The sequence below is a fragment of the Pseudomonas sp. P1_A1 genome (assembly GCF_056406935.1).
Genome location: NZ_JBFTZE010000010.1, coordinates 13,229 through 33,585, shown reverse-complemented (window position 1 = coordinate 33,585; position 20,357 = coordinate 13,229). Strand labels below are relative to the sequence as shown.

Annotated in this window: 20 protein-coding genes and 1 riboswitch; of the genes, 7 read left to right on the top strand and 13 right to left on the bottom strand. The window is 60.5% G+C overall.

The window, feature by feature from the left end; all coding sequences use genetic code 11:
• Positions 1–3: 3 nt before the first annotated feature.
• The 6 genes from AC1D2Q_RS16320 to cobO are packed head-to-tail and all read right to left on the bottom strand — an operon-like array spanning position 4 to position 5,922.
• The gene (locus AC1D2Q_RS16320) at positions 4–1,455 is read right to left on the bottom strand and encodes a cobyric acid synthase (RefSeq protein WP_477813855.1); all 1,452 of its coding nucleotides are present in this window, start codon (positions 1,453–1,455) and stop codon (positions 4–6) included.
• Positions 1,452–2,444, bottom strand: a complete 993-nt coding sequence (gene cobD, locus AC1D2Q_RS16315; protein WP_477813854.1) for a threonine-phosphate decarboxylase CobD — start codon at positions 2,442–2,444, stop codon at positions 1,452–1,454. Before cobD ends, AC1D2Q_RS16320 begins: the two co-directional genes overlap by 4 nt.
• A complete protein-coding gene (gene cbiB / locus AC1D2Q_RS16310) occupies positions 2,437–3,345 on the bottom strand; it encodes an adenosylcobinamide-phosphate synthase CbiB (protein ID WP_477813853.1) in 909 nt (302 codons plus the stop codon). The genes cobD and cbiB overlap by 8 nt, the downstream gene beginning before the upstream one ends.
• Positions 3,342–3,992 (bottom strand): 5,6-dimethylbenzimidazole synthase, encoded by a 651-nt coding sequence (gene bluB / locus AC1D2Q_RS16305; RefSeq protein ID WP_477813852.1) that lies wholly within the window; start codon positions 3,990–3,992, stop codon positions 3,342–3,344. Before bluB ends, cbiB begins: the two co-directional genes overlap by 4 nt.
• Positions 3,989–5,314, bottom strand: coding sequence for a cobyrinate a,c-diamide synthase (locus AC1D2Q_RS16300; RefSeq protein WP_477813851.1), 1,326 nt, complete (start codon positions 5,312–5,314; stop codon positions 3,989–3,991). The genes bluB and AC1D2Q_RS16300 overlap by 4 nt, the downstream gene beginning before the upstream one ends.
• Positions 5,311–5,922, bottom strand: a complete 612-nt coding sequence (gene cobO, locus AC1D2Q_RS16295; protein WP_007936078.1) for a cob(I)yrinic acid a,c-diamide adenosyltransferase — start codon at positions 5,920–5,922, stop codon at positions 5,311–5,313. Before cobO ends, AC1D2Q_RS16300 begins: the two co-directional genes overlap by 4 nt.
• An 81-nt stretch (positions 5,923–6,003) precedes the next feature.
• Positions 6,004–6,238: riboswitch (cobalamin riboswitch) on the bottom strand.
• A gap of 154 nt (positions 6,239–6,392) precedes the next feature.
• On the opposite strand from cobO, the gene AC1D2Q_RS16290 reads away from it, so the two are divergent.
• Together AC1D2Q_RS16290 and AC1D2Q_RS16285 are read left to right on the top strand one after the other, a co-directional pair.
• Entirely contained in the window at positions 6,393–6,977 is a 585-nt protein-coding gene (locus AC1D2Q_RS16290) for a hypothetical protein (protein ID WP_477746419.1), read from the top strand.
• 68 nt (positions 6,978–7,045) lie between these two features.
• Entirely contained in the window at positions 7,046–8,359 is a 1,314-nt protein-coding gene (locus AC1D2Q_RS16285) for a PQQ-dependent sugar dehydrogenase (protein WP_477813850.1), read from the top strand.
• 99 nt (positions 8,360–8,458) lie between these two features.
• Here the strand turns inward: AC1D2Q_RS16285 and AC1D2Q_RS16280 are convergent, their stop codons facing one another.
• The 5 genes from AC1D2Q_RS16280 to AC1D2Q_RS16260 form a co-directional block, all read right to left on the bottom strand.
• Complete coding sequence (locus AC1D2Q_RS16280; RefSeq protein WP_477813849.1) at positions 8,459–8,995, bottom strand: C40 family peptidase; 537 nt, start codon at positions 8,993–8,995, stop codon at positions 8,459–8,461.
• Between the two features lie 166 nt (positions 8,996–9,161).
• Positions 9,162–9,797 carry a C40 family peptidase gene (locus AC1D2Q_RS16275; RefSeq protein ID WP_477746421.1) on the bottom strand — a complete coding sequence of 212 codons (636 nt, stop codon included), beginning with the start codon at positions 9,795–9,797 and terminating at the stop codon, positions 9,162–9,164.
• Positions 9,798–10,011: 214 nt separating this feature from the next.
• Entirely contained in the window at positions 10,012–10,716 is a 705-nt protein-coding gene (gene hda, locus AC1D2Q_RS16270) for a DnaA regulatory inactivator Hda (protein ID WP_007936072.1), read from the bottom strand.
• Positions 10,717–10,944: 228 nt separating this feature from the next.
• Positions 10,945–12,018: an AI-2E family transporter gene (locus tag AC1D2Q_RS16265; RefSeq protein WP_477813848.1), complete on the bottom strand. Its 1,074-nt coding sequence runs from the start codon at positions 12,016–12,018 to the stop codon at positions 10,945–10,947.
• A 32-nt stretch (positions 12,019–12,050) separates the two neighbouring features.
• Positions 12,051–13,100 (bottom strand): DUF2066 domain-containing protein, encoded by a 1,050-nt coding sequence (locus AC1D2Q_RS16260; protein WP_477813847.1) that lies wholly within the window; start codon positions 13,098–13,100, stop codon positions 12,051–12,053.
• 384 nt (positions 13,101–13,484) lie between these two features.
• On the opposite strand from AC1D2Q_RS16260, the gene purM reads away from it, so the two are divergent.
• The 5 genes from purM (at position 13,485) to AC1D2Q_RS16235 (ending at position 17,512) form a co-directional block, all read left to right on the top strand.
• A complete protein-coding gene (gene purM / locus AC1D2Q_RS16255) occupies positions 13,485–14,543 on the top strand; it encodes a phosphoribosylformylglycinamidine cyclo-ligase (protein ID WP_007936066.1) in 1,059 nt (352 codons plus the stop codon).
• Positions 14,543–15,193, top strand: coding sequence for a phosphoribosylglycinamide formyltransferase (gene purN / locus AC1D2Q_RS16250; RefSeq protein WP_018925121.1), 651 nt, complete (start codon positions 14,543–14,545; stop codon positions 15,191–15,193). The genes purM and purN overlap by 1 nt, the downstream gene beginning before the upstream one ends.
• Before the next feature lie 8 nt (positions 15,194–15,201).
• Positions 15,202–15,915, top strand: coding sequence for a DUF3108 domain-containing protein (locus AC1D2Q_RS16245; protein ID WP_477813846.1), 714 nt, complete (start codon positions 15,202–15,204; stop codon positions 15,913–15,915).
• Positions 15,916–16,146: 231 nt separating this feature from the next.
• Positions 16,147–16,563 (top strand): OsmC family protein, encoded by a 417-nt coding sequence (locus AC1D2Q_RS16240; protein WP_477813845.1) that lies wholly within the window; start codon positions 16,147–16,149, stop codon positions 16,561–16,563.
• Between the two features lie 61 nt (positions 16,564–16,624).
• Positions 16,625–17,512 (top strand): pirin family protein, encoded by an 888-nt coding sequence (locus AC1D2Q_RS16235; RefSeq protein ID WP_477813844.1) that lies wholly within the window; start codon positions 16,625–16,627, stop codon positions 17,510–17,512.
• 93 nt (positions 17,513–17,605) lie between these two features.
• Here AC1D2Q_RS16235 and AC1D2Q_RS16230 read toward each other — a convergent pair whose 3' ends face one another.
• Together AC1D2Q_RS16230 and htpG are read right to left on the bottom strand one after the other, a co-directional pair.
• A complete protein-coding gene (locus AC1D2Q_RS16230) occupies positions 17,606–18,334 on the bottom strand; it encodes a dienelactone hydrolase family protein (RefSeq protein ID WP_477813843.1) in 729 nt (242 codons plus the stop codon).
• A gap of 67 nt (positions 18,335–18,401) precedes the next feature.
• Positions 18,402–20,306 (bottom strand): molecular chaperone HtpG, encoded by a 1,905-nt coding sequence (gene htpG / locus AC1D2Q_RS16225; protein ID WP_477813842.1) that lies wholly within the window; start codon positions 20,304–20,306, stop codon positions 18,402–18,404.
• Positions 20,307–20,357: the final 51 nt, after the last annotated feature.

Here is a 20,357-nt window from a genome sequence, read left to right as displayed (position 1 = left end):
ACCTCAAAACCCGCAGAGCTCACGCAACAGCGAGGTATCCAGATGCTTCTCCACCAGATCCGCCAACCGCTCGATATCGCGCTCGCGCAACCCGTGGTAATCCACCTCCTGCACCTCCTGCAAACCAGCCCAGCGCAACAGTGCACTGCACGCCTCCGGTGATTCGAACAGGCCATGCAGGTACGTACCGAAAATCTGCCCATCGGCACTTTGCGCACCATCGCAGCGACCGTCGTCCAGCTGCACGGCGGCGTTTTCCAGCGCCGGCCCGGTGGTCACGCCGGCATGAATTTCATAGCCGCTGACCTGCGCATCTTCCAGCCCCAGACGCCCACGTACGTTGCGCAACTGCTTCTCTTCTTCGAGCTGCGTTTCGAACGCCAGCAAACCCAAACCGGCACTGGAACCCGGCGCGCCTTCGAGGCCCAGCGGGTCATGCACCTGCTCGCCGAGCATTTGCAGGCCGCCGCAGATTCCCAGCACTTTGCCGCCGTAGCGCAAGTGCCGTGCGATCGCCGAGTCCCAGCCATTGCTCCGCAGGTACGCGAGGTCGCTGCGCACGCTTTTCGAGCCAGGGAGAATTATCAGGTCGGCCGGCGGAATTGCCTGGCCGGGGCCGATGAATTGCAGGTCCACTTGCGGATGCAGGCGCAGTGGATCGAAATCGGTGTGGTTGCTGATGCGCGGCAGCACCGGCACCACCACGTTGAGCACTTGATCGGCCTTGTCGGTCTGGCGCTGATCGAGGCCGTCCTCGGCCTCAAGATGCAGGTCCATCACATAAGGCAACACGCCGATCACCGGTTTGCCGGTGCGCGCTTCCAGCCAGTCCAGCCCCGGTTGCAGCAAGGCGATGTCGCCGCGAAAACGGTTGATGATGAAGCCTTTGACCCGCGCCTGTTCGCTGGGCGACAGCAGCTCCAGCGTACCGACCAAATGCGCGAAAACCCCGCCGCGATTGATGTCGGCAATCAGCACCACCGGGCAGTCCACCGCCTCGGCAAACCCCATGTTGGCGATGTCGCCGGCACGCAGGTTGATCTCGGCCGGCGAGCCCGCCCCTTCAACCATCACCAGCGGATACGCCGCGCTCAGCCGTTCATGGGAGGCCAGCACCGCCTGCATGGCGATGGCTTTGTAGTCGTGATACGCGACAGCATTCATGGTGGTGACGGCGCGACCATGGATGATCACTTGGGCGCCGGTATCACTGTTGGGTTTAAGCAGCACCGGGTTCATGTCGGTGTGCGGCTCAAGGTTTGAAGCCTGGGCCTGCACCGCCTGAGCGCGACCGATCTCGCCACCGTCGGCGGTCACCGCACTGTTGAGGGCCATGTTCTGCGGCTTGAATGGCACCACCCTCACGCCTTGGCGCGTGACCCAGCGACACAGCGCCGTCACCAGTGTGCTTTTACCGGCGTCGGAGGTGGTGCCTTGCACCATCAACGTTGTCATGGGTTTTCCTTGGCATAGATTTGCAGGGCTTGTTCGAGGCGCGACCAGTCCGTTTTATCCGCAGGTAAACCAAAACGCAGGCTGCTGTTGTGGGTGAACAACCGCAGCAGAATGCCGCGCCGGGCCATGAACTCATGCAGCGCTTCGGCGCGCTCGGTGATCAGCCACTGGAACAACGCGCAACCGCCCTGAGGCTTGAAACCATACTGCTCAAGCAGCAGCGCCAGACGCTCGCCAGCCTCGTCAGTGCGAATGCGCTGTCGGGTGTGCCCGTCCGTATCCGTCAGGCAAGCCTGGCCCAGTACGCGGGTCGGCCCACTGACCGCCCAGGGCCCGACTTGCTCGGCCAGCAGTTTGAGCAACTTGCGCTCGGCCAGTACAAACCCTAGCCGCACACCGGCCAGGCCGAAAAACTTGCCGAAGGAACGCAGCACGATCAAGCCGATCTGGTTGGTGAACGGCGCCAGACTCAAATGCGGTGTGTTGTCCATGAACGCCTCGTCCACCACCAACCAGCCACCGCGCTGGGCCAGCCGCGCATGCCAATCCAGCAGACGGGCCGGGGTCAGGCTCAGGCCAGTGGGATTGTTCGGATTGACCACCACCAGCACGTCCAGGTTGTCGAGAAAGAAATCGACTTCCGACTCCAGGACCTCACGCACGACATAACCGTTGCGGCGCCAGGCTTCGGCGTGCTCGGCGTAACACGGCGACAGCACGCCGACCTTGCCGGCCCTGCGCAAACGCGGCAGCAACTGAATCGCCATTTGCGAACCGGCCACGGGCAACACCTGGGCCGCACCGTAATAGTCGCAGGCGGCTTGCTCCAGACCGTCATCGGTTTCCGGCAGACGTGCCCAGGCCCGCAGCGGGATATCCGGAACCGGGAATGGCCAGGGCGCAAGACCACTGGACAGGTCGAGCCAATCGGCTTCGGCGATACCGTATTCAAGTGCTGCCTTGCGCAACCGGCCACCGTGTTCAAGCATAGAATTCAGCCCCCACGCAGAGAATCAGCAGCCATAACCATACCCCGCGCTGGACCAATTGCCAGCCACGGTCGATGGAATCGGCATCCGCCGGCACGCCTTCGCCCAACTGCGGACGCTGATGCAGTTCGCCGTGATAAATCGCCGCCCCGCCCAACTCGACACCCAACGCGCCGGCACCAGCCGCCATCACCGGCCCGGCATTCGGGCTGTCCCAGGTCGGCCCCTGGGTGCGCCAGCATTTCAGCGCCAGTCGGGTTTTGCCCAACAGTGCGTAGGTCAACGCCACCAGGCGTGCAGGAATGTAGTTCAGGACATCGTCGATCTTTGCGGCAGCCCAGCCGAAACGCTCGAAGCGCTCATTGCGATAACCCCACATCGCATCCAGGGTGTTGCTCAGACGATAGAGCACCACACCGGGCGCACCCGCCACAGCAAACCAGAACAGCGCGGCGAATACTGCATCGCTGCCGTTTTCCAACACCGATTCGGTGGCGGCGCGGGCGACTTCGGTTTTGTCCAGTTCGCTGGTCTGGCGGCTGACCAGATAACCGACACGTGTGCGCGCCTCAACCAAATCATCGCTGCGCAGGGCCTTGGCCACCGGCTCGACATGCTCGCCGAGGCTGCGCATGCCAAGGGCGCAATAGAGCGCGAGAATCTCGACGACCCAGCCAACGTAAGGTGCCCAGGACAGCGCGGTGACCAGCAAGGTCAGCGGCACGACCGCCATCACCCAGGCCGTCACCCCGTGACTGCGCCAGCCGCGGCCAGCGGAGTTGAAACGTTGTTCGATGCGATCGGCAAAACGACCGAACGCCACCAGCGGATGCCAGCGTTTGGGTTCACCCAGCAGCGCATCCAGCGCGACCGCGGCGACACTCAACAACGCCACACTCATTGACTCACTCCCCAATAATTTTCATACAGCAACTCGTTGAGCGGACGCGCTTGCGCCCAGCCTTCGAGTATCAGCATCGGCGCCGGATAGAATTCCTTGACCGGCCCCAGGCAAAGAACGGCCAAAGGCTTGGCCCCGGCCGGCAAACCCAACAGGTTCGCCAAGGCTTGCGGCTCGAACAGCGACACCCAGCCCATGCCCAGGCCTTCGGCGCGGGACGCCAGCCACAGGTTCTGGATGGCACAGGACAGCGAGGCCATGTCCATTTCCGGCAACGTACGACGGCCGAAGATATGCCGTTCGCGATCGTCCATCAGCGCAGCGACCAGCACTTCGGCGCAGTCTTGGATGCCTTCGACCTTGAGCTTCATGAATTCGTCGGAGCGCTCGCCGAGGGCTTCGGCGGTGCGGACGCGTTCTTCCTCCACCAGTTGCTGGATCTTGCCGCGCAGCGCCCGGTCGCTGATGCGGATGAACCGCCAGGGCTGCATCAGGCCGACGCTCGGCGCCTGGTGCGCGGCTTCGAGCAGGCGTCTCAGTAACTCGGGCTCGACTGTGCCGCCACTGAAGTGGCGCATGTCACGGCGTTCACCGATGGCTCGGTAGACCGCATCGCGTTCGGCTTCGGAAAAGGCGTTTTCTGTCATGGCCTGCTCGCGATGACGGCTTCACGATCGGGCGCCAACAACGCAGCAATCGCCGCCGGATTGGACGGAAAATAAAAGTGCACATAAGAGGCCGTCATCCGCCCCTCACGATAAACCGCCTCCGCCCCTCGCCCGCCATTGGGGCTCAGGCCACGTGCAATCGGCTCAAGCTCGGTGCTGGTCAGCGAGTGGTGATAGGTGTGCCCGCGCAGCAAACCTTCGGGCAATTCCACCGCCTGCAAGGCCAACGCCGCCAGACGCTTCTGCATCACCGCATTACCGGTCAACAAGCCAACCAGCTCGGCGCGAGCACCCTCGACATCGGTCAACGAGTCCAGCAGGTACAACATGCCGCCACACTCGGCCAGCAACGGTTTTCCCGCCGCGTGGTGAGCGCGGATGGCGGTCAGCATTGGCGTGTTTTGTGACAACGCCACATGGTGCAATTCAGGGTAACCGCCCGGCAGATAAAGGCTGTCTGCCTCTGGTAACCCGCTGTCGCGGATCGGCGAGAAGAAAGACAATTCGGCGCCCATGGCCCGCAGCAGATCCAGGCTCGCGCCGTAGGTAAACGCGAAGGCTTCGTCCCGAGCCACAGCAATCCGCACACCGGCCAGCAACGGTTCGGCCGCAATCATTTCAGGCGCGGCGAATTCCACGACAGGTGGTAACGCCACGTCGCAACTGCTGGCCAGCGAGGCGGCGGCGGCATCGAGGCGCAGATCTAAGTCATTCAGCTCACTGGCCTGTACCAGGCCAAGATGCCGACTCGGCAATTCGATGCCGGTTTCCCGGGACAACGCGCCGTACCAACGCAAGCCTTCTGTCAGGCTGCCTTCGAGCAATTGCGCATGACGCAGGGTGCCAACCCGGTTGGCCAACACACCGGCAAACGGCAAATCCGGCTGATAGCGCGCCAAGCCCAAGGCCAGCGCGCCAAAGGTCTGCGCCATCGCGGTGCCGTCAATCACGCCGAGCACCGGCACACCAAAATGCCGCGCCAGGTCGGCACTGGACGGCGTACCGTCAAACAGCCCCATGACGCCTTCGATGAGGATCAGATCGGCTTCGCCAGCGGCTTCCCACAACAGACGACGACTTTCCTGCTCGCCGACCATCCACATGTCCAGTTGATAAACTGGCGCACCGCTGGCGCGCTCGAGAATCATCGGGTCGAGAAAGTCCGGGCCGCATTTGAACACGCGCACCTTGCGCCCCTGATTGCGATGCAACCGGGCGAGCGCGGCGGTGACGGTGGTCTTGCCCTGACCGGAGGCCGGCGCGGCAATCAGTACCGCCGGGCATTGACGTGGTTGACTCACAACTCGACGCCTTTTTGCGCCTTGATCCCGGCCTGGAAGGCGTGCTTGATCATGCCCATTTCGGTGACGGTGTCAGCCAGTTCGATCATCTCCGGTTTGGCGCCACGGCCAGTGACCACCACATGCTGCATCGGTGGACGGGCCTGCAAGTCGCTGAGCACCTGATCGAGATCGAGGTAACCGTGCTTGAGGGCGATGTTCAATTCATCGAGTACCACCAAGCCAATCGACGGATCGCTCAGCAGTTCGCGGGACACCGCCCACGCAGCTTCGGCGGCGGCGATGTCACGCTGGCGGTCCTGGGTTTCCCAGGTGAAGCCCTCGCCCATCACATGAAAACGCACCTGCTCCGGAAAGCGCCGGAAGAACAACTCCTCGCCGGTGCTGCTGCGCCCCTTGATGAACTGCACCACGCCGCATTGCATGCCGTGGCCCATGGAGCGCGCAAGCATGCCGAACGCCGAACTGCTCTTGCCTTTGCCGTTGCCGCTCAGCACCAGCAGCAGGCCGCATTCATTCGGCGAGTTGGCGATGCGTTCGTCGATCACGGCTTTTTTGCGCAGCATGCGCGCCAGATGGCGTTCGTCACGATCGGGGGTATCAGTCATGGGGGAGCTCTCCGTTGAGGCTGGATAACGGCGGGCAGGCACAAGAATAGACGGCAAGAAGCCTGGCATCGCCCACCGTGATGCCGCTGAATGGATCAGGCCGGTCTCCGGGCTCATGAGCGGCACTTGGCCCGACTGCGCGCCTTCCCATGTCAATCGTCGACACAGTGGCTCAAGGCGCAGTCTTCACTCATTTACCGTTGCGGGGGCAGCGCCGGGATCGCGATCGTTCTTCGCTGGAAGAAACTCACTCACCGGCTTCCCTGTTTCACTCTGTCGACCAAGGCCACAGAGCACCTGAAACAAGCCGCGAAGGTTAGAGGGTTGGGGGTGGAGCGTCAATTAAAGACGGGACGCCTTCCGGCGAATAACTGCCGCCGATCAATTATCTGACGCCAATCTTGTGCCACACTGCCAGCAGTGATATCAAAGAGCCACAACCTCATAACACAATAACAAGGGTGAGCCACATGCAAGGCATGATCATCAGCAATCCGAAGCTGGAATTCCTGCGCCCGGTGCTGGAACGCTGGTTTGACTGTATCGACCGCTACAACGCCGTGCGCGGCGATAACGATACGCCTTACTGGTACGACGAAAACGCCAACCTCGGCCTGCTCTCTGCCGCAGCCTGGATGGCGGAAATGGTCACGCTGCAGCAAACACCGACGCGCAAACAGACCGAAGAAGGCGAACGCAACGCCCGCGCCGATCTGTTTATCGCCACCAGCGAAGAACGCGCGTACCTGCAGGCCACTCAGCGCTGGCCGCGGGTCAATAGTTTGAACCTGACCCAGGCACTGGCGGACATCACCAGCGACGCGAAGCGCATCAGCTACGCCAGCGACCTGAAACTCGGCTGCCTGTTTGTCGCTCCACAAAAAGCCCAGCACAGCGCCACCCCGGAAGAACTCCAGGACATGCTCGACGACCTGCAAAAGGAACACACCTGTGCGGTGGCCTGGTATTTCCCTTACGCCTACCGCAAGTTGCGCAATGAAGCCGGCAACTACCACCCGGGTATCGCCGTGCTGTTCAAGGAAGCCCGCGGCTGACTGGTTGAACCATCGGGTGTCTACGCTTCTCTATGATTACGTCAATGCATTCATAGGGAAGATCAGTAATGCGCAAACCCCAACTCGTTTTCATCATCGCGCTCGCCGGAGGGCTCGCCGCCTGTGGTGAAACCTCCAGCCTGCAAGTCTCGGACGGCACCGGACCGTCGCCCAAGCTGCCGGAACCGAACAAAACCCTGATCCCGACGGTGAACATCGCCCCGGCGATCGGCTGGCCTCAAGGTAAAAAACCCACTGCCGCGCCAGGGACTCAGGTGGCGGCGTTTGCCGAAGGCCTCGATCATCCCCGCTGGCTCTACGTATTGCCCAACGGCGATGTGCTGGTGGCCGAAACCAACTCGCCGCCCAAACCCGACGACGGCAAAGGCATTCGCGGCTGGGTCATGGGCAAAGTCATGGGCCGTGCCGGGGCCGGCGTTCCCAGCCCGAATCGCATCACTCTGCTGCGGGACAAGGACCACGACGGCGTCGCCGAAACCCGCACGGTGTTCCTGGAAACCCTCAACTCGCCCTTCGGCATGACCTTGGTCGGCAAAGACCTGTACGTCGCCGACACCGACCGCTTGCTGCGTTTCCACTATGAAAACAGCGAGACGGCGATCAAGTCGCAGCCGATCAAAGTGGTCGATTTGCCGGGCGGCACACTGAATCACCATTGGACCAAAAACGTCATCGCCAGCAAGGACGGCAGCAAGCTGTACGTCACCGTGGGTTCGAACAGCAACGTCGGTGAAAACGGCATGGATCAGGAGGAAGGTCGCGCGGCGATCTGGGAAGTGGATCGCGCCACCGGCAACCATCGAATCTTCGCCTCGGGGATTCGCAACCCGAACGGCCTGGCCTGGGAGCCTCAGAGCGGCGCTTTATGGACCGCAGTCAACGAGCGTGACGAAATCGGCAGCGACCTGGTGCCGGACTACATCACGTCAGTGAAGGACGGCGGGTTCTATGGCTGGCCTTACAGCTATTACGGGCAACATGTCGATGTTCGCGTCGAGCCACAAAACCCTGATCTGGTCGCCAAGGCCATTACTCCAGACTACGCGGTGGGGCCCCATACCGCGTCGCTGGGCCTGACGTTCGCCGAAGGCAGCAAGTTGCCCGCGCCGTTCACCCAAGGGGCATTCATCGGCCAGCATGGCTCGTGGAACCGTAAACCGCACAGCGGCTACAAAGTGATTTTCGTGCCGTTCAGTGCCGGCAAACCGAGCGGCCAGCCGCTGGATGTGCTTACCGGCTTCCTCAACGACGAGGGAAAAGCCATGGGTCGGCCGGTGGGCGTGGTGATCGATCAGCAGGGCGGCTTGTTGGTGGCGGATGATGTGGGGAACAAGGTGTGGCGCGTTTCCGCGGCTAAATAAACGTCAAAAGATCGCAGCCTTCGGCAGCTCCTACAGGGTCTACGTCATCCAATGTAGGAGCTGCCGAAGGCCGCGATCTTTATTCAACAGGCGCCTACGCTATGGGTTATGTGCCAAGTGCTCGGGCTGCAGGACGCGCTTGGCGCTCAGGTAGGCTTTCTGCCAGTAAGCCTTGGACAAGCTGTCCAGCTTGACCGTACCGCCCGTGGCTGGTGCATGGACGAAGCGCCCTTCGCCGACATAGATCCCGGCATGGCTAACCTGGGAGCCGCCATTGGTGGCGAAGAAAATCAGGTCGCCGGTTTGCAGGCCTTCCTTGCCGACGTTGGGAGCCTGCATGCCGATCATCTCGCGTGTGGACCGCGGCAAGGAAATGCCTGCGACATCGCGATAGACGTAACCGATCAAACCGCTGCAATCGAACCCGGAATCCGGCGTGTTGCCGCCCCAACGATAAGGCGTCCCCACCAGACCGAGCGCGCGAAACATCACGTCTTCTGCCGCAGGGGAAAAGGCTTGGGGAGAACCGAAAACAATCGGTGCGCGAACCACCGGCGCAGGTGGCGGTGTGCGGCTGGCGCAGGCGCTGAGCAGCGCTGCGAAGAACATGAGTGCGAGGCGGGCCGACATCGTCATAAACAGAACATCCTGATCTGGCTGCGGCTTTTTTCTGCCACAAAGACAGAAAAGAAAACCGCCTGCGCAGAACGCAGGCGGTTTGCCATCAATAATAGATCAGGATTCTAGCGGCTACGCGGCAAACTTCAAGTAAGACTTTAAGTTCGCCTTATAAACTGTCCGCTTATTTGCGCGCAGTGACGATAGGCGCTGCAGCCGGTGCCATTGCGAGTGCACGCTTGGCTTCGATGAAGGTCTTGCTCCAGTAGCTGTCGCCCAGGCTATCGACCCGGACACCACCGCTTTTGCGGCTGCTGGAGTGGATGAACTGGTTGTCACCCACGTAGATCCCGGCGTGACTGACACGACCGCGACGGCCATTGGTGGCGAAGAACAGCAGGTCACCCGGCTTGAGGGCGCTGCGAGCCACCAACGGAGCGTCAACGTTGATCATTTCGCGAGTGGAGCGCGGCAGGTTCATGCCAGCCTCTTCACGAAACAGATAACCGATGAAGCCGCTGCAGTCGAAGCCAGCCTCGGAGGTGCCGCCGAAACGGTAACGGGTACCGATCAGGGACATGCCACGTTCGAGGATGCTGTCAGCCAGAACCGGAAGCTGGTACGACTTGCCGCCGGCGAAGTCTGCCAGTTCTTTATTGGTTGCTAGCTCTTCCTGGAAAAGAATGGAAGAAGACTGCGCGGTAACTGAATTTGAAACCTGTTGTTGTGGCTCTTGCTGGGACACTGGAGAGTGAGCAGCGCAACCGAACAACAGGGTGACGAGTGCGAGAGGCACGAGGGGTGCGAAGCGATTTAGCATGGGCACGACCGTGGCTGATAGTTGTAAAGAAGCCGAGACTATGCCCGCTATCGATCTCATTTGCAAATTCAATCGATCTTTATGTGACTTATCGGTTTCTCGTTTCCATCTAAGCGCTTAAGCCCATTTTGAACCTTTGCGCAGCCTGCTCCCCTGCAGGAAAGCGGATTTGTTGACGCCTGGAATATGCCGGAACCCGCGAAAAACCTGGCTTTTACCAGCCCAACGTCTCTTTCAGGAACGGGATTGTCAGCTTGCGCTGAGCTTGAAGGGAGGCCTGATCGAGGCGTTCAAGCAGCTCGAAAAGCGCACTCATGCTGCGGGTACCGCGAGTCAAAATAAAATGCCCGACTTCGTCAGTCAGGTGCAGGCCACGACGGGAGGCACGCAACTGCAAGGCACGCAATTTGTCTTCGTCGGAGAGCGGACGCATCTGGAAGATGAGCGCCAGTGTCAGCCGCGACTTGAGGTCCGCCAGCTTCACCGGCAGTTCGCGCGGGGATGTCGACGCAGCGATCAGCAGACGCCGACCGCTGTCACGCAGACGATTGAACAGATGGAACAACGCCTCTTCCCAATCCGCCTTGCCGGCGACCGCCTGCAGATCATCCAGGCAAACCAGTTCGTATTGTTCGAGGTTGTCGAGGATTTCGATGCCACGGTCCATCAACTCGGCCAGCGGCAGGTACACCGCCGGTTCACCCATCTGCTCGAAACGCAGGCAAGCCGCCTGCAACAAATGCGTGCGCCCTACCCCGTGCTTGCCCCAGAGGTAAATCAGGCTTTCCGTCCAGCCGGCGTCGGCTTCGCACAGCCGCTCGACATAGCCGAGTGCAGCGGCATTGGCGCCTGGGTAGTAATTGATAAAGGTGGCGTCATCACGCAGACGCACACCTAGGGGCAGCTGAATCGGTTTCATGCTGACTGAACAGTTCCAAAGGAACCGTTAGTGGCCTCTGTGTAAAGTTTGCGAAGTTTATACCCGTGAAGCTGACCGCACAATGCGACAGACCACAAGCAAAATCAAAGGTTTGCGTTAACGTCCTGGTTTTATGACAGTTTCTTTGGCGGTGCATGTGACAGCCGTGCAAGGGACAGGCAAACCTGGCATGAAACCAGATTGCCTGTCATGAGCGATCAAAATCCATTACAGCTTAGGCTCGTCGCTACCGCTGTAGATATCCGAATCCTTATACAAATCATGCATGTGGCGCACCAGGACCATGATCACCGCCGCCACCGGCAATGCCAGCAGCACACCGGTAAAACCGAACAGCTCGCCGCCGGCCAGAATCGCAAAGATCACCGCTACCGGGTGCAGGCCGATCCGGTCCCCCACCAGCAACGGCGTCAGAACCATGCCTTCCAGTGCCTGGCCGACCATGAACACCGCGACGATACCGATCATGGGATACAGATCGCCACCGAACTGGAACAGGCCGGCGATCAACGCCGCACCAATCCCGATGACAAATCCCATGTACGGCACGATCGCCGCCAGACCGGCAATCAGACCGATCAACAGTCCCAGCTCCAGCCCTATCATCATCAAGCCCGCGGCGTAAATCACACCCAGCGCCAGCATCACCAGCAACTGCCCGCGCACGAACGCCCCAAGCACTTCATGGCATTCCCCGGCCAGGATCATGACACGCTCTTCACGATCACGGGGCAGCAGGCTGCGGATCTTGGCCATCATCAGGTCCCAGTCGCGCAACAGATAAAAACTCACCACCGGGATCAGCACCAGATTGGCCAGCCAACCAATCAGCGCAAGGCCTGAAGCCGTCGCCTGACTCAGCACCACGCCGACAATATCGGTGGTCTGGCCCATGTGCTCGCTGATCGCCGCCTTGAGCTTGTCGAACTTCCAGAAGCCCTCGGACAAGCCCAACTTCGATTGCGCCCACGGCAACGCGGTGTGCTGCAACCAGTCGAGCATCTGCGGCGCCAGTTCATACAAGCGAAACAGCTGCTTGGCGAGCATCGGCACCAACACCAACAACAGCGTGGTGAGGATCATGGTGAATAACGCGAACACCGCCACCACGCCCCACGTCCGCGACAAACCGAGCGTCTCCAGCCGATCCACCAGCGGATCGAACAGATAGGCCAGCAACAGCGCCACCAGGAACGGCGTCAAGATCGGATGCAACAGGTAAACAAACGCGCAAAGCAGGGCCACCCCACCGAGCCAGAACCAACGCCGCGTATCGGCCATGTACCACTCCTGCTTCTATATAAAGAAAAAACTCACCAACGGAAACGCAACTGCGGCGTCGGGGCAGGTGCTGGCGCTGCGGCCGGCGCCGAACCCGCAGTCACGGGCTGAACAGGTGCCGGCGCCTGACCGGCCGGAACTTCCTGCAATTGCGCCAGGGACAACTGAGCTCGCAGCTGATCGGCGCTGCCGTTGACGCGATAAAGCACGCGGTCGCCATCGACACTTTGCAGACGCGCGCCAAAAGGCTCCAACAAACGCCCAAGCGTCGCATAACGCTCCAGATTCATGCCCTGCACTTCCAACAATTGCTCGCCCGACGCACCTGGCTTGGCGACGAAACGCGACGCCAGACGCTCGCTGACCGCCAGCATCACCGCATCGGCCACGGCGGCGGTATCGGCGCCCTGCACGCTACCGGCCTCTTTCTGATCGCCCAGCCACAGTCGCCACTTGGCTTGCCATTGCCCCCCTTCTTCACGGGCATGCACCGCCAGCAAGGCATCGGCATTGTAACGATCGGAGGCACTGCGCAGTGGCGCAGGGTCGGCACCTTCCAGATTCGGTGCCGTGGCGACGATCTGTTCATTCAGGTCAGCCAGCGGCAAACGCAGCGGCAGGCCCCGGTGCTGAGCCGCCCGACGCAGGGGCGCAGCGCTGGCCTGACCATCGCCGACCAGGCTCGAACCTTCGGCGGAATCGTTCAACCACCAGCCGAGGATCGATGGCCGATTGGCGCCCCACACGGCCAACCCGGCACGACGCAAGGCCTGCTCGGTGGTGGCCGGATCGAAATCGACTTTCAGCACTTGCGGCGGCCCGGCGTCGTAGCCGAACTGACTGATGATCTGCTGAGGGTCTTTGCGCACGGCCGCAAGGCCTGGGCTTTGCGCCGCCTTGGGATCGCCGGTCAAGCGCAACACCAGCGTTTCCAGCGCCTGCTGAGTCGCCTGATCGCGCTCCTCCGGTGTCTGGCCGGTGACCGGTTGGCGCACTTGATAGAGGCCTTTGACTGTTTCGGCATGGCTGGCCAGGCTGACCACGGATAAACAGCCCACGAACAAGAATTTAAGAAAACGCATGAAAGATTCCTGACGACAAGAGCGGCTGGAACAGACCGCATGAAGACGATTGAGCCAGGGCTGTGACCACACGCCCAAGCAAAACATTCACGCGATCGCGGTAAGTTTTCGCACTGTCATAACGATAGACGGTTAACGTCGTACCTTATACAGCCATGTGGGACGCCGCCAACACGGGCAATATCAGTTTTTTTAACGCGATATGCCCCTGCCCGTCGGCACGAGGATGGCCGCTGCCCCTCAAGCCTGATAAAATCGCGCGCCTTCGCAGACCGGCTACAGCCGGGTAGTGTCGAAATAGCGCGTGAGGCTATTGCCTCATCAATTTCGACAGACCCGCTGAGCTCGGTCGTTACCCCTGAATCCCCCCTAAAGGCCTGGATCATGAGCAAGCAACCCTCCCTGAGCTACAAGGACGCCGGTGTAGACATCGACGCCGGTGAAGCATTGGTCGAACGCATCAAGAGCGTCGCCAAGCGCACTGCGCGCCCGGAAGTCATGGGCGGCCTGGGCGGTTTCGGCGCCCTCTGCGAAATCCCGGCCGGTTACAAACAACCGGTGCTGGTATCGGGCACTGACGGCGTCGGCACCAAGCTGCGCCTGGCGCTGAACCTGAACAAGCACGACAGCATCGGCATCGACCTGGTGGCCATGTGCGTGAACGACCTGGTGGTCTGCGGCGCTGAGCCGCTGTTCTTCCTCGACTACTACGCCACCGGCAAACTGAACGTCGACACCGCCGCTCAGGTTGTGACCGGCATCGGCGCCGGCTGTGAACTGTCCGGCTGCTCCCTGGTCGGCGGCGAAACCGCTGAAATGCCTGGCATGTATGAAGGTGAAGACTACGACCTGGCCGGCTTCTGCGTCGGCGTCGTGGAAAAATCCGAAATCATCGACGGTTCGAAAGTCGCTGCCGGCGATGCCCTGCTCGCCCTGCCGTCTTCCGGCCCGCACTCCAACGGCTACTCGCTGATCCGCAAGATCATCGAAGTGTCGGGTTCCGACATCGAGAACATCCAGCTCGACGGAAAACCGCTGACCGACCTGCTGATGGCTCCGACCCGTATCTACGTGAAGCCGTTGCTCAAGCTGATCAAGGACACCGGCGCCGTCAAGGCCATGGCCCACATCACCGGCGGCGGCCTGCTGGACAACATCCCGCGCGTACTGCCAAAAGGCGCTCAAGCGGTAGTTGACGTCGCGAGCTGGACTCGCCCTGCGGTGTTCGACTGGCTGCAAGAGAAAGGCAACGTCGACGAAACCGAAATGCACCGCGTGCTGAACTGCGGCGTCGGCATGGTCATCTGCGTTGCCCAGGAGCACGTTGAAACCGCGCTGAACGTCCTGCGTGAAGCTGGCGAGCAGCCATGGGTCATCGGTCAGATCGCCACCGCTGCCGAAGGCGCAGCTCAGGTCGAACTGAAGAACCTCAAGGCTCATTAATGTCCCAGACCTGTGATGTTGTGGTGCTGCTGTCCGGCACCGGCAGTAACTTGCAGGCCTTGATCGACAGCACGCGGACCGGCGACAGCCCGGCCCGCATTGCTGCGGTGATTTCCAACCGCGCCGACGCCTACGGCCTGCAACGCGCCAGGGACGCGGGTATCGACACCCGCACCCTGGATCACAAGGCTTTCGAGGGCCGCGAGGCCTTCGATGCCGCGCTGATCGAACTGATCGACGCCTTCAACCCCAAACTCGTGGTATTGGCCGGCTTCATGCGCATTCTCAGCGCTGACTTCGTGCGCCATTACCAGGGTCGCCTGCTCAATATCCATCCCTCGCTGCTGCCCAAATACAAAGGGTTACACACTCATCAGCGCGCGCTGGAGGCCGGCGATACGGAACACGGCTGCTCCGTGCACTTCGTCACCGAGGAACTCGATGGCGGACCACTGGTCGTACAGGCAGTAATACCGGTAGAGTTGCACGATTCGCCGCAGAGTCTGGCGCAGCGAGTCCATACCCAGGAACACCTGATCTACCCGATGGCCGTACGCTGGTTTGCCGAAGGCCGTTTATCACTCGGCGAACAAGGTGCTTTACTGGACGGACAGTTACTCGCGGCCAGCGGCCACTTGATTCGAACCTAGGAGATTTTATGCGTCGTGCCCTGCTCTTCGCTTGCGCTCTGCTCGCCCTGCCGTTTGCGCAGGCCGCGGACCTTCACCCCTTCTCCGCCAGCTACACCGCCGACTGGAAGCAACTGCCCATGAGCGGCACCGCCGAACGCAGCCTGACCAAGGAAGCCAACGGCGTCTGGAAACTCAGCTTCAAGGCGTCGATGATGATCGCCAGCCTGACCGAAGAAAGCACGCTGACCCTGGACAAGGACACGCTGCTGCCTCAGTCCTACCACTTCGAACGCGGTGGCCTGGGCAAAGCCAAGAAGGCTGATCTGGACTTCGACTGGACCAACAAGATGGTCACCGGCACCGATCGCGGTGACGCCGTCAAGCTCCCGCTCAACCGCGGCATGGTCGACAAGTCCACCTATCAACTGGCGCTGCAGCATGACGTGGCCTCCGGCAAGAAAAGCATGAGCTATCAGGTCGTCGATGCCGGCGAAGTCGATACCTATGACTTCCGCGTGCTGGGTTCGGAGAAAGTCGACACCAAGGCAGGCCAGATCGATGCGATCAAGGTCGAGCGCGTGCGCGATCCGACACAAAGCAAGCGCATCACCGTGCTGTGGTTCGCCAAGGATTGGGATTACCTGCTGGTCCGTCTGCAACAGGTCGAAACCGACGGCAAGGAGTACAACATCATGCTCCTCGACGGTACGGTCAACGGCAAGACGGTCAAAGGCAGCTGATCCGGATCGACATGAAAGCCCCGCAAACGCGGGGCTTTTTTTCGTCTGGTGTTTCGTTGGGCTGGAGCGATCAGCGCACAGTAAAACGTTGCTGGGCCAGTAGACGATCACTCTGGAACACCATGAAACGCCAAAGGGATCAAAAAGTGGAACGCCCGACTTGAGGAATACTCTATAAATTCAGGGTCTTTTTTGATCGAATGACTTTTCCTGATCCCTGCGAGGTTTCCCATGACTGTTACCGTCAATACTGTCTCCGCCGAAGGTTTTCGTCACAGCGTCCAGATCGATGACCATGAACTGTTTGCCGATGTTCCCAAGTCGTCCGGCGGCGAAGGCACCGCGCCAGAGCCCCATGACTATTTCGACGCGGCCCTCGGCACCTGCAAGGCCCTGACCCTGAAACTGTATGCGAAGAAGAAGGGCATCCCACTGACCGGCGTCGGGGTCGAGGTCAAGCGCGACAACAGTGAAGAACAGAAAGGCAAATATGTCCTGCACGTCAAACTCACGCTCAAGGGCGTGCTCACCGACGCCCAGCGCGACGAGCTGCACCGCGTGGCCGACCGCTGCCCGGTACACAAGCTGATGACCACCTCTGAAGTCAGCATCGAGACTCATCTGTCCGAAGGCGCCTTCAGCCAATAGCGGCAACGGCTGCGCAAGCGGGTTATGCTCCCTGCGTCACCCGCTCAGCCTGGAATGCACCATGAACACTCCGCTCGTGATCCGCCCCCGCGCCGAAGATGTCGAAGGCCAGCCGATCCTTCGCCCTTTGCCGTCAGCCAAATGCCGCAATGTCGGGCCTTTCGTGTTTTTCGACCACATGCTCGAAACCCGTTATCCACCAGGCAAAGGCATGAACATCCGTCAGCATCCGCACATCGGCCTGTCCACCCTCACCTACCTGTTCGAAGGGCAAATCCAGCACAAGGACAGCCTCGGTTCCGATCAGGTGGTGAATGCCGGCGATGTCAGCTGGATGACCGCCGGCAGTGCGATTGCCCACGTCGAACGCACGCCCGAAGCCTTGAAGAACAGTGGCGGTACGATGCACGGCTTACAGATCTGGCTGGCTTCGCCCAAGGACCGTGAGCACGGTCCAGGACACTACAGCCACCATCCAGCAGCCACGCTGCCCGTCAGCGAAAACCTTGGCGTGAAGATACGAATGATCGCCGGGACGGGCTTTTGCCTTGAATCACCGGTCCCGGTGCTTTCTCCTACGCTATATGCCGAATTGAACCTGCAAACGGCGACGACGCTGCTGATTCCCACCGAGCATGAAGAACGGGCGCTGTATGTGTTGAGCGGCGAGGCGCAGCTTGACGGCGAGCTGCTGGAGCCCTACACGCTAGTGGTGCTGCCGGCCGGGGAAGAGATGACGCTGTCCGCCGAGAGTGACTGCCATGCCGTGCTGTTTGGCGGAGCACCACTGGACGGGCCACGACGGATCAACTGGAACTTCGTGGCCAGTGATCCGGCATTGATTGATGAAGCACGTCGGCGCTGGGCGGCCGGGGATTGGCCGACGGTGCCGGGGGAAAGTGAGCGGATTGAGTTGCCGAAACACCGAAGCCCGCCAACGCCCCTGTAACTGATCGTCTGATCGTTTCCACACCGCGAGCTTCCCTGGAGGCATTCCCACGCAGAACGTGGGAACGATCAGTGTCCGGACCGAGGGCAGCTATCAGCCCTTGAACACTTCATCCAGCAAGTTATGCATCGACGTGAACGCGCGAGCCGCGGTTTTCGCGTCATACATCATCATGCCCGGCACGTTGGCATGCGGGTCGGTGAACGAATGCACCGCGCCGCCATAGCTCAGCAATTGCCAATCCACACCGGCGGCATCCATCTCAGCTTCAAACGCTGGCAGTTGCTCTTTCGGCACCAACGGATCGGCAGCGCCATGCAGCACCAGCACCGAACCCTTGATGCTTTTCGCATCGTTCACATTCGGCGTATCCAGCGTGCCGTGGAACGACACCGCAGCCTTCACCGGCGCACCGCTACGCGCCAGCTCCAGCGCGCAGCAACCACCGAAGCAGAAACCAAAAGTCGCCAGTTTCGAGGTATCGACCGCCGCCTCGCCCTGCCCTTGCAGTTGTTCGAAGGCGGCCTGCATGCGTTTGCGCAGTACGGCGCGATCATTCTTCAGCGGCATCATCGCCGCGCCTGCCTCGTCGCCGTTCTGCGGACGAACCGATTGCCCGTACAGATCCGCGATCAGCACCACATAACCCTTGGATGCCACCGATTTGGCAATCTCCTCGGCACCGACGCTGACGCCCATCCAGTTCGGCGCCATCAACAGACCCGGACGCGGGCCTTTATGGTCGGCATCGAAGGCCAGACGGCTTTCATACGATTGGCCGTCGATCTGATAGGCGACGGATCGAACAGTGATTTGGCTCATGACTGACTCCCAGTAAAAAAGCACCAGAATGAAAAAACCCGCCGAAGCGGGTTTTTATACAACGTGGTTAAACCGACAGTTCAACCAACAGCTTGTTCAGACGGCGCACATAAGCGGCCGGGTCTTTCAAGCTGTCGCCGGCCGCCAGGGCCGCCTGATCGAACAGAATGTGCGACAAGTCGCCGAAGCGCTCGTCGCTCTGCTCGTTGTCGAGCTTCTCGATCAGCGGGTGAGCCGGGTTGAATTCGAAGATTGGCTTCGAATCCGGAACCTTCTGACCGCTGGCTTCCAGGATCTGACGCATTTGCAGGCCCAGGTCTTGCTCGCCGATGGCCAGAATCGCCGGGGAATCGGTCAAGCGGTGGGAAACCCGCACTTCAGCAACGGACTCACCCAAAGCGGTCTTCAGACGCTCAACCAGGCCTTCTTTGGACTTGGCGACTTCTTCCGCGGCTTTCTTGTCTTCTTCCGAATCCAGGTTGCCGAGGTCCAGGTCACCGCGTGCCACGTCGACAAAGCTCTTGCCGTCGAAGTCATTGAGGTAGCTCATCAGCCACTCGTCGATACGGTCGGTCAGCAGCAGCACTTCGATGCCTTTCTTGCGGAAGACTTCCAGGTGCGGGCTGTTTTTGACTTGCGCGTAGGTTTCGCCGGTCAGGTAGTAGATCTTGTCCTGACCTTCCTTGGCACGGGTCAGGTAGTCGGCCAGACCTACAACCTGCTCACCGTCGTCGCCCTGAGTGGAGGCGAAACGCAGCAGACCGGCAATTTTTTCTTTGTTGGCGAAGTCTTCTGCCGGGCCTTCTTTCATGACCTGACCGAAGTTCTTCCAGAAGCCCTTGTATTGCTCAGGCTCGTTCTTCGCCAGTTTTTCCAGCATGTCCAGAACGCGCTTGGTCAGCGCCGACTTCATGGAGTCGATGATCGGGTCTTTCTGCAGGATTTCCCGCGACACGTTCAGCGACAGGTCGTTGGAATCGACCACGCCTTTGATGAAGCGCAGATACAGCGGCAGGAACGACTCGGCCTGATCCATGACGAACACGCGCTGCACGTACAGCTTCAGGCCTTTCGGCGCTTCACGCTGGTACAGATCGAACGGAGCACGGGCCGGCACATAAAGCAGCGAGGTGTACTCGAGCTTGCCTTCGACCTTGTTGTGGCTCCAGCTCAGCGGATTCTCGAAATCGTGAGCGACGTGCTTGTAGAACTCCTGGTATTCCTCGTCCTTCACTTCAGTGCGAGGGCGAGTCCACAGGGCGCTGGCGCGGTTGACGGTTTCCCATTCAACGGCAGGCTTTTCTTCACCCTCGGCGGCTGCCACTTCTTTCGGCAACTCGATCGGCAAAGCGATGTGGTCGGAATACTTCTTGATGATGTTGCGCAGACGCCAGCCATCGGCGAATTCGTCTTCACCGGACTTCAGGTGCAGGACGATACGGGTGCCGCGATCAGCTTTCTCGACGGTGGCGATTTCAAATTCGCCTTCGCCCTTGGACGACCAGTGCACACCTTCGCTGGCAGCGAGGCCGGCACGGCGGCTGAATACGTCAACTTTATCGGCGACGATGAACGCCGAGTAGAAACCGACACCGAACTGACCGATCAGGTGCGAGTCTTTTTTCTGATCGCCAGACAGGTGCTTCATGAAATCGGCGGTACCGGACTTGGCGATGGTGCCCAGGTGAGTGACCGCATCTTCACGGCTCATGCCGATGCCGTTGTCTTCGAGGGTGACGGTTTTAGCGTCCTTGTCGAAGCTCACACGGATTTTCAGTTCAGCGCCGCCTTCCAGCAATTCAGGCTTGGCCAGCGCTTCAAAACGTAATTTATCGACAGCGTCAGAGGCGTTCGAGATCAATTCGCGAAGGAAGATTTCCTTGTTGGAATACAGCGAATGGATCATGAGGTGCAGCAGCTGCTTCACCTCGGTCTGGAAGCCCAGGGTTTCCTTTTGAGTTTCCACACTCATGGTCATCAAACTCCAATCAGATGGCAGTGGCCGCGACCTTGAGGGTCGGCG